13 protein-coding genes are annotated in these 16,141 nt (G+C 39.0%); 5 read left to right on the top strand and 8 right to left on the bottom strand.

What is annotated here, in order from left to right; translation table 11 throughout:
• Positions 1 to 4: 4 nt before the first annotated feature.
• Positions 5 to 727: a phytanoyl-CoA dioxygenase family protein gene (locus tag J2T03_RS16830; RefSeq protein ID WP_306843446.1), complete on the top strand. Its 723-nt coding sequence runs from the start codon at positions 5 to 7 to the stop codon at positions 725 to 727.
• A gap of 215 nt (positions 728 to 942) precedes the next feature.
• On the opposite strand, the gene J2T03_RS16825 is transcribed toward J2T03_RS16830, so the two are convergent.
• Together J2T03_RS16825 and J2T03_RS16820 are read right to left on the bottom strand one after the other, a co-directional pair.
• A complete protein-coding gene (locus J2T03_RS16825; RefSeq protein ID WP_307212852.1) occupies positions 943 to 3,744 on the bottom strand; it encodes a GH92 family glycosyl hydrolase in 2,802 nt (933 codons plus the stop codon).
• 157 nt (positions 3,745 to 3,901) lie between these two features.
• On the bottom strand, positions 3,902 to 4,357 hold the full coding sequence (locus J2T03_RS16820) for a hypothetical protein (RefSeq protein WP_307212850.1): 456 nt from the start codon (positions 4,355 to 4,357) through the stop codon (positions 3,902 to 3,904).
• A gap of 157 nt (positions 4,358 to 4,514) precedes the next feature.
• Here J2T03_RS16820 and J2T03_RS16815 point away from each other — a divergent pair, with 157 nt between their 5' ends.
• From J2T03_RS16815 to J2T03_RS16800, 4 genes are all read left to right on the top strand, one after another.
• Positions 4,515 to 5,624, top strand: a complete 1,110-nt coding sequence (locus J2T03_RS16815) for an Mrp/NBP35 family ATP-binding protein (protein WP_307212847.1) — start codon at positions 4,515 to 4,517, stop codon at positions 5,622 to 5,624.
• Positions 5,625 to 5,669: 45 nt separating this feature from the next.
• Positions 5,670 to 5,918, top strand: coding sequence for a NifU family protein (locus tag J2T03_RS16810; RefSeq protein ID WP_002977212.1), 249 nt, complete (start codon positions 5,670 to 5,672; stop codon positions 5,916 to 5,918).
• 200 nt (positions 5,919 to 6,118) lie between these two features.
• The gene (locus J2T03_RS16805) at positions 6,119 to 6,685 is read left to right on the top strand and encodes an NfeD family protein (RefSeq protein WP_307212844.1); all 567 of its coding nucleotides are present in this window, start codon (positions 6,119 to 6,121) and stop codon (positions 6,683 to 6,685) included.
• A gap of 29 nt (positions 6,686 to 6,714) precedes the next feature.
• The gene (locus J2T03_RS16800) at positions 6,715 to 8,283 is read left to right on the top strand and encodes a flotillin family protein (RefSeq protein ID WP_306843473.1); all 1,569 of its coding nucleotides are present in this window, start codon (positions 6,715 to 6,717) and stop codon (positions 8,281 to 8,283) included.
• Positions 8,284 to 8,407: 124 nt separating this feature from the next.
• Here J2T03_RS16800 and J2T03_RS16795 read toward each other — a convergent pair whose 3' ends face one another.
• The 6 genes from J2T03_RS16795 to ppk1 form a co-directional block, all read right to left on the bottom strand.
• Positions 8,408 to 8,725 carry a barstar family protein gene (locus J2T03_RS16795; protein ID WP_307212840.1) on the bottom strand — a complete coding sequence of 106 codons (318 nt, stop codon included), beginning with the start codon at positions 8,723 to 8,725 and terminating at the stop codon, positions 8,408 to 8,410.
• A 55-nt stretch (positions 8,726 to 8,780) separates the two neighbouring features.
• Positions 8,781 to 11,819 carry a choice-of-anchor I family protein gene (locus J2T03_RS16790; RefSeq protein WP_307212837.1) on the bottom strand — a complete coding sequence of 1,013 codons (3,039 nt, stop codon included), beginning with the start codon at positions 11,817 to 11,819 and terminating at the stop codon, positions 8,781 to 8,783.
• Positions 11,820 to 12,010: 191 nt separating this feature from the next.
• On the bottom strand, positions 12,011 to 12,157 hold the full coding sequence (locus tag J2T03_RS16785; protein ID WP_307212835.1) for a hypothetical protein: 147 nt from the start codon (positions 12,155 to 12,157) through the stop codon (positions 12,011 to 12,013).
• 5 nt (positions 12,158 to 12,162) lie between these two features.
• Positions 12,163 to 12,816, bottom strand: coding sequence for an NAD-dependent epimerase/dehydratase family protein (locus tag J2T03_RS16780; protein ID WP_306843479.1), 654 nt, complete (start codon positions 12,814 to 12,816; stop codon positions 12,163 to 12,165).
• 199 nt (positions 12,817 to 13,015) lie between these two features.
• Positions 13,016 to 13,900: a Ppx/GppA phosphatase family protein gene (locus J2T03_RS16775; protein ID WP_307212832.1), complete on the bottom strand. Its 885-nt coding sequence runs from the start codon at positions 13,898 to 13,900 to the stop codon at positions 13,016 to 13,018.
• Positions 13,897 to 15,969 carry a polyphosphate kinase 1 gene (ppk1, locus tag J2T03_RS16770; protein WP_306843483.1) on the bottom strand — a complete coding sequence of 691 codons (2,073 nt, stop codon included), beginning with the start codon at positions 15,967 to 15,969 and terminating at the stop codon, positions 13,897 to 13,899. Before ppk1 ends, J2T03_RS16775 begins: the two co-directional genes overlap by 4 nt.
• Positions 15,970 to 16,141 lie beyond the last annotated feature (172 nt).

Below are 16,141 nucleotides of genomic sequence, written 5' to 3'. Positions count from 1 at the left end.
GCACATGACAAAACAATATATAGAGAATCATAAACAATATTTCTTTGAAAAAGGCCTTACCGTAATCAATTCGGTCTTTTCTGATGATGAGATTGAAAAGATCGCAAAGAGCATTCAGAATGCTGATAACTCGAGAAAGAATTTTAGAAAATCTGATGACCTTTTTGCTGTAAGACAGTTCCTGAAGGAAGTTCCGGAAGTTAAAGACCTCATATTTAACGATACCATTAAAACCATTGTAAGAAAACTCTTCGGAGAAAAATATTTTGCCGTAAAAAGTATTTATTTTGACAAACCGGAAACCTCAAACTGGTATGTGGCCTATCATCAGGATCTGACGATTTCTGTGGATAAAAAGCTGGAAATGCAGGGCTTCGGGCCATGGACAACCAAGAACGATCAGTTTGCTGTACAGCCACCTCTTCCGTTTCTTGAAAATATATGTACCATCAGGATTCACCTGGATGATACGGATGAATATAACGGAGCATTGAAAGTCATCCCGGGATCTCACACCAAAGGAATCTACAGACCGGAAACCATAGACTGGAGTACGGAAACGGAAAAAATCTGTGATGTACAGAAGGGCGGTATTATGATTATGAAACCCCTTACGCTTCACGGTTCGAACAGAACAACAGATGGGAGGAGGAGAAGAGTGATTCATATAGAATTTTCTGATATGGAACTGCCTGAAGAATTGCAATGGTCTGAGAGGATGAATTAAAACATGCATCGGCCAGAGGCAGAATATAGATTTCAGGATCTCAAATGTGAAGAATCTTTATAAAAGAAAGCCCTTTGAATTTTTCAAAGGGCTTTCTTTTTATTTAGGAAGATAGAAGTTGCTGTTTGTTAATCTACTTCTGATCGTTATTGTATAGATGTTTAATCCGGTGATAATAAAACCAAGATTCAGAAATCCTCAGACTTCCCTCCCAACTATTTCACAGAAATCTCATCAATAAAGATATAAGCCTCACCGCCGGCCCCTTGGTGCCACTCCGGAAGTTTTCCGTAGTAGTACGCTTTTACTTTGATGTATCGGGTTTCCGTCGGAAGAATTTCTGTTCCGAAATCCTTGATCTGTACTTTTTCATCTTTAGGATCTATGGTATTATCTAAAGTTTTCAGAAGGACAAAGTCTTTCCCGTTCATGGAAGCATAATATTCTACTTTTTCAGGCATTAAGATCCAGGCTTTGCTGTCCTGAAGATAAGTGGATGATAATTTTGTAATCTGCTGAGGTGACTTTAAATCAATTACCGCTTCAAAATCCTGTCCCTGATAGCCATGCCATTCACCTTTTCTCCAGTTCACATCACCGTTGATACCGTCAATCAATGCCAGTTTTCCAGTGGCGGTATATTGTGGATTAACTTTTGAATTGATGGTAATATCCCAATAGTTAGGCCTTCTGTTGAAATTGGCTACCGTAACTGAGCTTTTTTCACCATTTCTTTCCGAATAGGCGAGGACCTGAGTGGTCTTGCTGATAGTGAAAGGCCCTTTATAGGTAGTGAAGGTCTTTCTTACATTGGCATCACTATCACTTAAGGTCATATAATATACTTTATCAGCCGGATTCAGAGGAGTGATCTGTACTTTTGCAGAAAAATCGAAGATTCTGTCGGAGGCAATAACCGGTGCCGGAGTCAGCTGTGTATATTTAAAATCCTTTGACGGTTTACTGTTTTCAAACCCTAATTTTTGAAGCTCGGATTTACTGGTATTCTTCGTGATCACTTTCGTGGTACCGTCTTCCAGATGAATTTTAACCTCATCGAAATACGGCGTTGTCGTCTGCCATTCAGGTAATCCCGGCGTTACAGAATAAATGCCCAGTGAGCTTAAGATGTACCATGCACTCATCTGGCCGCAGTCTTCATTTCCGATAAGGCCGTCCGGAGTATTTTTATAAAAATGATCAAGGATATATTTGATCTTGGCATCTGTCTTTTCCGGTTTCCCTACATAATTGTATAAATAAGCAATATGATGGCTCGGTTCATTCCCCTGAGCATATTGTCCCATCAGTCCTGTGATGTCTGCCTGCTCTCTTCCCGTTGTTTTTTCTGGTGCTGCGAAAATAGCATCAATGAACTGCTCAAATTTTTCTTTTCCGCCGTGTACAGCAATCAGCCCCGGAATATCCTGCTGCACAGAATAAGAGTAATGCCATGAATTTCCTTCTGTATAATTATTGTTCACTTCCCTTGGGTCAAAAGGCTCATACCAGTTTCCATTCTTTCTGGGCTGTATAAAACCGTTGTTAGGATTGTAAAGGTTTTTCCAGTTCTGCGAACGTTTCATGAAATGCTGATAATCTTCTTTTTTGCCTAAAATTTTAGCCATTTGGGCAATGCACCAATCATCATAGGCGTATTCTACCGTTTTCGAAACACTTTCATGCTCATCATCAATACTGATGTAATTGTTCTGTTTATAAGCATTTAAACCGAAAATATCCAGCATGGCAGAATTTTTAGATGCTTGGAATGCTTTTTCATAATCAAATCCCTGGATACCTTTCGCCATTGCATCTGCAATTACAGAAACAGAATGGTAGCCGATCATACATTCCGTTTCATTGGAAGCCAACTCCCAAACGGGAAGCTTTCCGCCCTGCTCGTACTGTTTGATGAACGTATTGATGAAATCTGCTGTTCTCTTTCTGTCGATCAGCGTCATCAGCGGATGGGCAGCTCTGAATGTATCCCAGAGTGAGAAGACGGAGTAATAATCAGGTCCATTAGTAGTGTAGAGTTTGTTATCGCGGCCTCTGTATTTTCCATCCACATCCATATTGATATTCGGTTGGGTAAAAACATGGTAAAGAGCTGTGTAGAAGATTGAAAGTTTATCCTTATCATCAGATTTAACCTCAATTTTTGAAAGCTCGTTGTTCCAATCAGTTTCGGCCTGTTTTCTTACGGTTTCAAAATCATTGGATTTTCCTTCCGCCAGCATGTTTTTTCCTGTTCCTTCATAACCTGTCGGAGAAATGGCTACTTTTACATTGATCTTCTCTCCTTTCTTTACATCTGCTGAAAATGCCAGAGCCAGTTTTGTTCCTGTGAAAAGTTTGTCCTCCTGCTTTCCGTTAACCTCTTTTTTGGAGATTTTCATGGGTTTTGAAAATTCAATTCTGGCGTAGATATACTGATTGGCTGCCCAGGCTTCACTTCTTCTGAAAACTTCAATGGTTTTATCATCAATAATCTTTACTTCACCTTCCAGAAGCTTATCCCGGTGGTTGAGGTCCAGAATGATATTGGCCTTTCCGGAATTGTTAAAGGTGTATTCGTGGTAGCCGACTCTTTTGGTAGTGGTCAGACGGACATCAATATTGTTTTTATCTAATTTGACAGAATAAAATCCTGCAGAAGCTTTTTCATTTTTATGCGAAAACTTAGAAGAATAATCTTTGTAATTCAGGCTCGAATTTCCCATCGTTGGCATCAGCATGATATCCCCGTAATCCGAAACTCCTGTTCCATTGAGATGCGTATGGGAAAAGCCATAGATCACAGAATCCGAATAATGATAGCCGCTGCATCCGTCCCAACTCCCGTCTATCCTTGTATCAGGTGAAAGCTGTACCATTCCAAACGGAGCAGTGGCTCCGGGAAAAGTGTGGCCATGACCTCCCGTTCCTATAAAAGGATTTACATATTGGGAATAATTCTGGGAATATATAATCTGGACAATAAATAATGAGAAAACCGCCAGTCTATTTTTCATATCATAATTTTACACCAACGAATATATTAAAAAAACAGTAGAACGGAATGTAATAAAAAAGACAGAATTGGGAGAAAGCAGGGCAAGCTAAATAAAACCTGGTCAGATGTCTGCCCATTGAATTTATACGGATTATTCAATCTTTAACCTTAAAATTCTAAACTTCTCCTTCAAAAAGATCATCTAAATAATTTTGCTGCTGAGTTTCTGTTCGGTCGGTTCCCAGAAATTTTTTCCAGGATATGGATTCGTGGTATACAATTCCCATTTCCCAGACACAGTACGTGGGAAGATGAATTTTGTCCCTGTCCCAGACTTCAAATTTTCCTGAACCGTCATAGTAAACGCTTTCCCATAATTCGTTTTCGCTTCTCCAGGTGCAGACCAATAACAGATAATGTTCACCGCATCTGTGCATAATGACAAAGCCCAGGTCATCTTTATTCTGAAAACTTTCCTCAGCATTTTTTATACAGGTTTTAGCATTGATAATATCTTGAGCAGAAACCGTAGAGGGATCTTCAGCCAGATTATACCATTTGAATCTGGTCTTTCCTAGTACAAAAATACCTTTGGAAGATGCGTGTTTAGAAGGATAGCTGTTGGTATTCATAGTTTATTTATAGGGTGATAAAACTGTATTGTAAGAATGAGGATAATAAATATAACGTCAGAATTTTTATAATCTTATTTATCACATCAGGTTATAGATTTTATTGATTCTAAATTGTCGAAAAAATCCGTAAATTTGTGAACAATTTATATTTAGTATGTTGACGAAAGAAAAGGTTCAGGATTTCCTTAAAGAGATAGAAGTAGACGATTTGGTAAGTAACTTTCAAATCATGGGTAATGATGTTTATATAGACATGACAGCCCATTCACCGGCAATGCACGAAAAGAAAAAGCTGGAGGCGGCTATGAAGCAGGCCTTTGCCAGTGAGTTCGGAGAAGATATTAATCTGAAATTGAAAATTGTTTCTCCGGAGCCCAGCGAGATTCAGCAGAGCCAGATTAAAGGTAAGCAGATTGCAGGAATCCAGAATATTATAGCTATTGCTTCTGGAAAAGGAGGTGTAGGAAAATCTACAGTGGCTGCAAATATGGCGGTTACTTTAGCTAAAATGGGTTTCAAAGTAGGATTACTGGATGCCGATATCTATGGACCGTCTGTTCCTACGATGTTCGATACAGAGGGCGAAAAACCGATTTCTGTAGAAGTTAACGGGAAAAGTATGATGAAGCCTGTAGAAAATTACGGGGTGAAAATGTTGTCTATAGGATATTTTTCAGGAGCCAACCAGGCTGTAGTTTGGAGAGGTCCTATGGCTTCCAAAGCTTTGAACCAGATGATCAGAGATGCTGCATGGGGAGAACTTGACTTTTTATTGATCGACCTTCCTCCGGGAACGGGAGATATCCACTTATCTATCATCCAGGAAGTACCTGTAACGGGTGCTGTGATCGTGAGCACACCTCAGCATGTAGCATTGGCAGACGTAAGAAAGGGGATTGCAATGTTCCAGATGGAAAGTATTAACATTCCGGTTCTTGGATTAATCGAAAATATGGCGTATTTTACGCCGGCAGAACTTCCTGATAATAAGTATTACATCTTTGGGCAGCAGGGAGCTCAGTATCTTGCTGAAGATCTGGGGATTCCGGTATTGGGAGAGATTCCATTGATCCAGAGTATCAGAGAAGCAGGAGATGTCGGAAGACCGGCCGCGCTTCAGGAAGGGTCTAAAATTGCAGAGATCTATACAGAAACGGCAAGAAATATGGTAGAAAGTCTTGTAGAAAGAAATAAAAACCTTCCGCCTACGGAAGCTGTAAAAATTACAACAATGGCAGGATGCTCACCGAAAGCTAAAAAATAATTATTTTCAATTGAGTTTGAAAAAGCCGAATTGAACTAAAGAAATATGGAAACAAATATAACACACGAAGATACAGTAACGAGAGTAATGGAAGCTCTGGAAAGCATCAGGCCGTTCCTGAATAAGGATGGAGGTGATATCGAGCTTATTGACGTGAAGGATAACCAGGTTTTTGTAAAACTTTTGGGTAACTGTTCCGGGTGTTCGCTGAATTTTTCAACCCTGAAACTGGGCGTAGAAAATACCATCAAGCAACATGCCCCGGAGATTGAAAAAGTAATCAATGTAGAGTAAAAAGTACACGAAATATTTTTTAAAGACAGGTTTTTTCAGCCTGTCTTTTTTTGTGCTGAATTCTTGATCATATTCTGAGAGAATTATGTTTGAAGAGATCATTTTAAAGTCTTACCATTTACACTTTAAAGCGGTCTTTTATACTTATTTTTATTGGCTTTATTGATTTTTTTTAATTATATTTGTTAAAAACGCATCTTATGTTTGAATTTCTGCAAAACTTAGAACCGCTTCATCAAGGGTTCTGGTATACAGCCATAGCAGCCAGCTTTATCTTTTTAATTCAAACGGTTCTTACTTTTGTCGGAGGCAGTCATGGAGATACAATTCATGCTGATTTTAGTGGAGACAGCCATGCTGACAGTCCTTTTCAGTTATTTTCTTTCAGAAACCTGATCAATTTCCTTTTAGGATTCGGATGGAGTGGTGTAGCGTTCTACGACTCAATAGGCAGCAAGTCGCTGTTGATTTTTGTTGCCGTGCTTGTAGGAGCAGGATTTATATTTCTGTTCTTTATCCTGATCATGCAGATCCTTAAACTTACAGAAGACAATACGTTTAAAATGGAAAACCTGATTGGAAGGGCAGGAGAAGTTTATCTTACCATTCCAGCAGATATGGGCGGAAAAGGCAAGATCACAATTTCTGTAAACGGAACCAGCCACGAACTTCCTGCGATGACGGAAGAAAAAGAAAATATTCCGTCCGGTGATTCTGTGAGGGTCGCTTATATCTATGACAAGATCCTTGTTGTTTCAAAAATTTAATTCATTATCAACCATTATAAAAACTATTTATGGCAATACCAGGAAGTCTTATTTTAACATTAGTTATTGTACTTGTACTATTCGTCACATTTTTAGCCCTTATTTCGAGGTACAAAAGATGTCCTTCGGATAAAATTTTGGTTATTTACGGGAAAACGGGAGGCAGCTCAGCAAAATGTATCCACGGAGGTGGTGCGTTTGTATGGCCTGTCATTCAGGATTTTGCGTACCTTGACCTGAAACCGATTTCTATAGAGGCCAATCTTACCAATGCCTTATCCAGGCAAAATATCCGTGTGGATGTACCGTGTAGATTTACCATTGCTATTTCTACAGAACCGGATTCTATGGGAAATGCAGCGGAAAGATTACTAGGATTGGCTCAGGAGCAGATTCAGGAACTTTCCAAAGATATCCTGTTCGGTCAGCTTCGTCTGGTGATTGCTACGATGACAATTGAAGAAATCAACTCAGACAGGGATAAATTCTTAGACAATATTTCTAAAAACGTAGATACTGAATTAAAGAAAATCGGTTTAAAACTGATCAACGTGAACGTAACGGATATCAGAGATGAATCCGGATATATTGAAGCTTTGGGTAAAGAAGCTGCAGCAAAAGCTATTAACGAAGCGATTATCAGTGTTGCTGAGCAAACGAAGATCGGGGAAACCGGAAAAGCAATTGCAGACAGGGAAAAAGATACGCAGATCGCAGAAACACAGAGAGACAGAGATGTAAAAATTGCAATCACACAAAAAGATAAAGAGATCAGTATTGCAGCCGCCGTAAAAGATGAGTCTATCGGTAAGGCAGAAGCGGAAAAAGAGTCCAGGATTGCCACTTCATTGGCAAATTCTATTGCTGTAAAAGGGGAGAACGAAGCAAAAATTACGATCGCCAACTCTGATGCTGAAAGAAGAGAAAAAGAAGCGGAAGCATTGAGAATTGCCACTGCTGCCGAAAAAGTGCAGGCTGCACGGTCTTTGGAAGAATCTTACCTTGCTGAACAGAAAGCGGAAGCCGCAAGAGCAGAAAGAGAACGTTCTACCCAGCAGGCCAATATTGTAGTTCACGCAGAAATTGCAAAACAGAAAGCTATTATCGATGCGCAGGCCGAAGCAGAAAAAATCCGGCTACAGGCAAAAGGAGAGGCTGATGCTATTTTCGCAAAGATGGAAGCAGAAGCAAAAGGTCTTTACGAGATCCTGACCAAGCAGGCTCAGGGTTATGATAAAATAGTACAGGCTGCGGGAGGTGATACCAACAGTGCCTTCCAGTTGCTGTTAATTGAGAAACTTCCTGAATTGGTTAAAACCCAGGTGGAAGCCGTTAAGAATATTAAAATTGATAAAATTACAGTTTGGGACAGTGGAAACGGACAGGACGGAAATGGTTCTACCGCTAATTTTGTTTCAGGAATGATGAAAACGGTACCACCTCTGAACGATCTGTTTAATATGGCTGGTCTTAATTTACCTGAATATTTAAAAGGAAAACCGGATGAGGTTAAAACAGAAATTGTAACCGTTCCGGAAAAGAAAGAGAAAAAGAATTTTGATGATATGAGTCCGGAACCTGAAACTCCGCAAGCATAATATTAAAATATTGGAGATAAGCCCCGGGCGGAAAGCGAAGCTTTCCGCCCGGGGCTTTTTTATTCTAAAATAACTTTTACACGATGATCTGCAAAGGTTTTAAGAATTATATCAAAGTGATCTTTTAATAATTTTTACTCCTTTCATGATTTTTCCATGTCACTTCAGACATAGATTTTACACCAAAACCTCTATAAAAACAATCATCCAGAGCATTGCCATTTCTTCCGAAATAACCTCCCGGTCCGTTTACCTCTTCTCCAAGAGTACAATAAAACCCTTCAAAACAATCAAACAAATTACCATCAAGAAATACTTTGACATTTTCTCTGTCCATTTCATCAGATTGTGTTAAAAATGCAAATCCAAGCCATCCATGCAATTCTTTTCGTCTGAACTTTTTCCACAAATATTTTTCATTGATTTCCTGATTAAGATACATACACCTAAAAAAAGCCCCGGATTTCCGGGGCCTTCAATCAACTCAATCAAATATTCTATTTTACAATAACCCTCTTGATGTGTCCTTCAGAAGTTTTCACAAGATAAACTCCTGCAGTAAGCCTTGAAGTATCTATAGTTAAAGCATTTTTCTCCTTTCCGAGCATCTTTCCTGACATATCGTACAGCTCATAATCCTGTGCCCTGTTGAAATATAATGTATTTCCTTTTGTTACAGGATTAGGGAATACATTGAAGGTCATTTTCTCTGTTTTTATTTCTCCGGTTCCTAACGTTGGAGGAGAAGCAACTTCATATATTGATAATGTTCCGCTGATTTCGTTGGCGATAATAATATAGCCTTTTGCGGTTGTTGTATTCCCCGGAGCAATGTAGGTGATACCTTCAGGCCCGTTATCACCGCCGTAAGCTGAAGTAGAACGGGAATGCTTATAATCTGTGAATACAGGATTATTTGGATCCGTAATATTATAAACCATTACCCCTCCGGTTCTTTCTAAAGTGATGAAAGCGTAAGTTTGCCCGTTGATAGTACCCAAAACAACCCCTTCAGGTTCAGGACCTTTGGCACGGCTTCGGTTTTTGGAACCATTGCTCTCATTATCAGCATTAAAGATAAGTGGATGCTTTGCGAAAATGTATCTTTCAAATCGGTCACCACTGTCATACACCAACTGTTTTGTATCTGCATTGAAAATTGAGAATGAACGTGCCCCCAAAGCTGCAATTTCTTCAAATTCTGAGTCTGGATCCGTATTCCCCGTCGCGCTGGAAACCCTGAATCTTCCTAAATTATGAGAAGCTTTTAAAACAGATGCCTGAGGAAAAAGCACAGGATCCAATGTATAAGTATTGGCCCCTACTGTTGTTCTTTCGCTGTATCCGGAAAGATCTTTTTCATCCCCTTCGTTGGCTGTGACAATATAATTGGTAGTTCCTATTTTGTAGTTCTGCACTGCATCAGGAATATAATAGGCTTTTACAGGCCAATTGGCGATCAGTACCTCACCATTATTATCCGAAGCATCAAAACCATTACCAGGAAGATTCATATCTTTCTTACCCAATCCCCAGATTCCGGAAATTGTTTTTGTGACTAAATTAATTTCAGCGATGGCATTGTTTTCCTGAAGTGTTATCCATGCTTGCTGGCTGTCTGAACTTACCGTAACATATTCAGGTTCCAGATCCTGGGATAGGGTATTGTTTGTTCTCACTTTTCTCAGTCCCGTTGCCATTAAAGCGGCTGTCTGAGAATCGAAACTGTTAAAATTAAGAGTTGTGACATTACTTTGCGTAAGACTTCCAATACCACCAGAGATATCAATGATGCTAATGGTTCCTTCAGGATCTATGGTGTAGGCGTCATTGGGCTCACCCTCATTAGCCGTGATTACTTTTGTTCCATCCGGAGTGAAAGTGATCATGTCAGGAAGCGCACCTACGGTTACCTGTTTCAGGAAGTTTCCGTTAATATCAAAAAAGACCACAGAGCCGTTCTGTTGTGGATCTGCATTGGGTGAAGCAGTTGCAATGATACCGTTTTTCACCGCAATGCTCGTGATTCCTCCGTATGGACCCATATTTACTGTTTTAACCACGGAAAGAGCATTTGGATTAGTAAAATCAATAATGTCAAAAACACCCGTGATTGAACTGATGGTAAATAATTTCTGGCTGGCAGGATCATGGACTACAATTTCCGTAGAACTGTTGTTGTTTCCAGAAGGGTCAAAGCTTCCGATATAATTTAGCTGAATCTGTCCGGAAGCAACCGGAGCAGGCTTATCATTATCAACAATATAAACGGTTGCTGTATTATCTCCTGAAATAGTGGCCCCCACCGGATTTTCAAGGCTTGCCACGAAATATTCAGCCTGCTGTTCTTCCAGCGTATCATCAAGAATAGGAATATTTATAGTATAGCTTGTCGTAGATGGTGTAATATTAATTGTCTGGTTGGCTAAAGTGAAGTCATTGCTGTTTGCCGTACTGAACGGTGCCGGCTTTACCACAAGATTAACTGTAGCTGCGGAAGGATTGATTACATTGATCTTGAACGCCAGAGTTCCTGCATTTTCGTTAACCTTAATGAAGTTTTTATCCAGGGAAACTGTTGTTCCCGCTGTAGCAAAGGTACTTGAAGTGATTGCTATCACTCCATTGTCACTTACATCTTCAACCATATTGGGTTTTAAAGCCAGATAATAGGTCTGTCCGGGAGTAAGTGCTGTTGTGGGAATTACTGTAATCTTATTACTGTTAAAAGTTGTAGTGAAGGGAACCTGAGTGCCTGAAGCGTTTCCAATACGGAATTCTACAAGGCTTTGTGCATTAGAATCGTTGATCGCGGAATTATCAGTAAGTCTTACATTTTCATTGAAAGAAATAGTTGGATTTACCGAAATGGAAGCATTATTTGTGTTGTGAGCGGGAAAATAGGCAGTCGTTGGAGGTGTAGTATCTATTCCTCCGGCAGTGGCGGCATCTACTGTAAAATTGTCAAAACGGTTATTTCCACCGGTTCCGCCTCCTGTGGCAGAAAATTCTACTTTTAATTTAAAATTCGGGTTATTGGAAGCTCCTGAAACACTAGAAAAATCAAAAGTAATCAGTTGCGGGTTCGCATCCTGAGGATTAATGGTCTGATACGGAACAAAAGTAGTTCCATCCGTTGAATAAGACCAGGATTGGGTTCCTGCACCCTGTCCGGACCTTCTCGTTGTAAATTTTACAACGGCATTTTGATAACCTGTCGTAGGAAGATTGAACACTAATGCTCCTCCAATAGGATTGTTGAATCTTAAATGAGTTCCGGATGCATCTCCGTTCCGGGCATTTAAATTATCGGTACTGAAGTTTTGTCCTGTGCCGCCAGCAAAATCTATTTCGCTTGTTCCCCCGGCTAGAGCAACAAGAGATCCGCCCACCAAAGTGGAAGATGGAGCTGTAAGGGATGCTGCAGATGTATTATTGTTGAAATTCCAGTAATGGATAAGTGTTTGTCCAAAAAGTCCGCCCTGAAGGAAAAATGCGGCAATGACAGATCCTTTTAATAGGTAATTGTTGATCATTTTTTACTTGCATTAGATTTTATGCAAAAATGAACTTTATAGACTGCAAGTATTTTAATGGAATCTTAAGAAATGTTTAATAAAAAGGTAACAGTTACTGAGAAAAGGGAAAATAGCAAAATATATTGTAAAATAACGGAATGAAAAACAAATTTACAAATAAGCATATCCGGCTTCTCTGTTCCTTTATTTTACCTGGTCATCATATTTCGAAGACTATCTGATGTTTTATCTGCCGATTTTTTTCCTTCCAAAGGATGTTTCTGCATGTATAAAAATCCTGAAATAGCCAACAGAACCAGAAGTATAAAAATAACAAGAACTATTCTTTTTAACATATCCCTCATATTGCTAAATTTTTAATATCCCTAATTTCCAAAGTAGATGTGGGATAGCCTCTATGTACGGCATTGATCATTGCTCTACCCACTTCATGTAAAGTTAATGATTTTGAAGGTAATAAAACAGGAAAAAACCAAATAAATGGTTTAAAGAACCATTTTACATTGATTTGACCTTCAACGGGTTTCATGAATCCCGGACGGAAATTGAAGGCATTCCTGAAGCCTAGTTTTTTCAAAGTATTTTCTGTCCTGCCTTTTACTCTTGCCCACATCATCTTTCCGCTTTCTGTACTGTCCGTAGATGTTCCTGATACATAGTTGAAGACCATTTCCGGATTTTGGTTCAGCACTGCTTTGGCAAAATGAACTGTAGTATCATAGGTGACCTTCGTATAATCTTCCTCGCTCATTCCTATGCTGCTGATCCCTGCACAGAAGAAGCAGGCATCATAGCCTTTAAGTTTTTCATCGTTCATGTCGATAGATAAAAAGTCCGGAACCAGATACTCCTTAAGCTTGGCATGTGTTTTTCCGGAAGGCTTTCTGCTTACGCTTAATATTTCGGAAACATTAGGATTTTCAAGGCATTCCATTAAAACACCTTCACCTACCATGCCGGTTGCTCCCGTAAGAATTATTTTGATCGGATTCATTCTTTTTCTGTTGTTATTATGTATGACGTACTACCGTTTGGTTTTACTTTAAATTTACAGCAAAAATTCTACATTTTGAAATATAATACTGAAGAGTAGCTTTATAGATATGAAGTTTTCTGTCATTTCGTTCGCAATGACATAAAACAAAACCAGCCAAAATAGATAGCTGGTTTTCAAATGATTATAGAGTGAAAATTTATTTTTTTTCGTGCAGCTGACTGTAGATATTGTGGATAAGACCATCGGCCACGGAAATTTTAGGAACAAATATCCTGCTGATATCCGACCATGACATGACGTTATTAAAGATCCTCAAGGCGTGAACCAGAACATCGGCTCTGTCTTCTCTGAGGTTGTGCTTAGTCATCCTTTCCTCTACAGAAAGCTCATTAAATTCTTTATAAACTTTTTTAAGATGGGAAAGTGTCATGGGTTTTCCGTCTTTAGTCTTGCTCATTGAGAAAACCTTATTGATATTTCCTCCAGAACCGATAGCTACAACAGGTCTTTTACTGACAATATTCTTTTGAATTTCATCCTTCATCTCCTGCCAGTTTTCTGGAGTTACCAGATTGTTCAGAAGGCGGATAGTCCCGATATTGAAGGATTTTTCATAAACCATTTTTCCGTTTTCGTAAAAAGTAAGTTCTGTGGAACCTCCTCCCACGTCAATGTACAGATAGGCAAACTCTTTGTCAAGTCCTTCTGCAACATGATTTTCATAGATAAGGGTGGCTTCCTCGTCACCGGAAATGATCTCTATATTGATTCCTGAAGTATCTTTTACCTGCTTGATGATTTCATTCCCATTGGAGGCATCGCGCATAGCACTGGTAGCACAGGCACGGTAATGCTCTACTTTATAAATCTTCATAAGATCGCTGAAAATTTTCATAGAGTCGATGACCATTTTCTCTCTTTCTTCTCCGATCATCCCCATGGTGAACACATCCATGCCCAGCCTCAAAGGAATTCTTAAAAGATTAAGTTTTATAAATTCAGGTTTTCTGTTACTGACCTTTACTTCATTGATCAGAAGTCTGGCGGCGTTGCTTCCTATATCTATCGCTGCAATCTTCATTCTTTGCTTGTTTTAGCTTTTAAATATTTGTAGGTTTCTATTTGAGAACGGCATTCCTTTTTATCATTCCTCACATACTCGTTGCTCAATTTTTTGTCTAAAATACGAGCTTTTACGTTATCTCTCAACTGAATGTCGAGAATATCTTTTAATTCCTTCTTCAGTTCCTTGTCTGTGATCTTTGCCGCTGCTTCAATTCTGTAGTCCAGGTTTCGGGTCATCCAGTCGGCAGATGAGATGTAAAGGTCTTCTGCACCTTTATTATAGAAATACATGACCCTGGCATGTTCCAGATATTCATCGACAATGCTTATTGCTTTTATCTTTTCTTTAAACTCCTTTTGGTTAACAGCGCAGTAGATTCCTCTTACGATCGTTTTTGTAACGACTCCTGCTTTTGCGGCTTCATAAAGTTTTTCAATAAGGGCTCTGTCACTCATAGAATTGGCCTTGACGATGATTTCTGCTCTTCTTCCTGCTTTAGCTTCTTCGATTTCCTTATCAATATGGTGAACGATCTTTTCCCGCATGAACTGTGGACAAATCATCAAGTTTTTGCACGTTTTTAAAACAGGAAGAAAATCATCTTTTGGTTTTTTCAGGACATTAAATACTTTATTGATATCTGCCATGATACCTCTGTCCGACGTCATCAATAAATGGTCCCCGTAAATTCTTGCTGTTTTTTCATTAAAGTTTCCAGTACTTACAAAGCCGTATTGCAGCGTCTTATTATGCGATCTTTTTTTTATTACGCAGAGTTTGGCGTGTACTTTTTTATTCGGAAGGCCCACAAGTACAGTAATACCTTCGGGTTCAAACATTTCTTTCCACTTAAGGTTGGATTCTTCATCAAACCTTGCCTGAAGCTCCAGCATGACTGTTACTTCCTTGCCATTTCTGGCGGCGTAAATCAGGGCATTACTGATCTTTGAGTTACTGGCCAGGCGGTAAGCAGTGATCTGTATAGATTTTACATCCGGGTCCATAGCAGCTTCGCGTAAAAGATCGATTACCGGATTGTATTTGTGGTAAGGGAAAGTAAGCAGAACATCTTTCTTTAAGATAACATCTGTCACCCTTTCTCCGTTTTCAAAAGCCTGATGGGTAAAAGAAGATCTTTCTACAGGTCTTTCATACGTTTCAAAAACATCAGGAAAATCCATAAAATGCTTGAAATTATGAATTTTTCCTCCCGGAATAATGCTGTCCTTTTTCGTTAAATTTAATTTTCGGATAAGAAGCTCCAGCAGGGCCTTGTCCATATCCTTATCAAAAACAAACCGGGTAGGCTTTCCTTTCCTTCTGTTTTTGAGTCCCTTTTCTATTTTTTCTGCAAAATTGGTACGAATGTCATTATCAAGGTCCAGTTCAGCATCTTTTGTTACCTTAAAAGCATTGGCAGAAAATTCGTCATAGCCAAAATAAGAGAATATATGCGGAAGGTTGAATGTAATAACATCCTCAAGCAGCATAACGTTTTTTTCTTCCGGATCTTCCGTAGGCAGCAGGACAAATCTTCCTACAAAACGTGATGGAATTTCAATAATCGCATAATTGCTGGAATACTGCCAGTCTTTCTTTCTCATGGCCACACCCAGATAGAGACTTTTATCCCGTAAATAGGGCATCGGCGTATTTTCATGAAGCAGGATAGGGATAACATTAGATTCTACTACTTCATCAAAATACTGTCTTACAAATTCCTTCTGTTTGGTGGTCAGATTTTTAGATGTCTTGATAGAAACCTTAAGATCAGCCATTTCAGCCTGGATATGTTTCCAGGTTTTATCAAAATTCTGCTGTTGTTTCATCACAATTTCATTGATCCGCTGAAGAATTTTTGAAGGAGGCTGATAAAAAGATTCAGCGATCACTTTTTCCTTAAAATCCATTGCCCGTTTTAATCCTGCCACACGTACCCTGAAAAATTCATCTAAATTGTTGGAGAAGATCCCCAGGAAACGTATTCTTAAATGTAAGGGGACATTTTCGTCCATAGCTTCCTGTAAAACCCTTTCATTGAAAGCAAGCCATGTAATATCTCGCGGATTAAAGTGTACTGACATTCTAAAGTTTATATTTTATCAAAAATAACAATTCGTAGAGTTTAATTGATATTTCTAAGGTTAAACTTTGATTAATTTTTTAAAATTTCCAATGTTCAAACTGTCTTGAATAGTACAATTTAACATAATCTGGCGGGTATTGTTTACTTTGTTTATTTTTGATTCTGTCATT

Source organism: Chryseobacterium lathyri (assembly GCF_030812195.1).
GTDB classification, from domain to species: domain Bacteria; phylum Bacteroidota; class Bacteroidia; order Flavobacteriales; family Weeksellaceae; genus Chryseobacterium; species Chryseobacterium lathyri_A.
The sequence above is the reverse complement of the archived record's forward strand: the minus strand, read 5'-3'. Positions and strand labels throughout refer to the sequence as shown.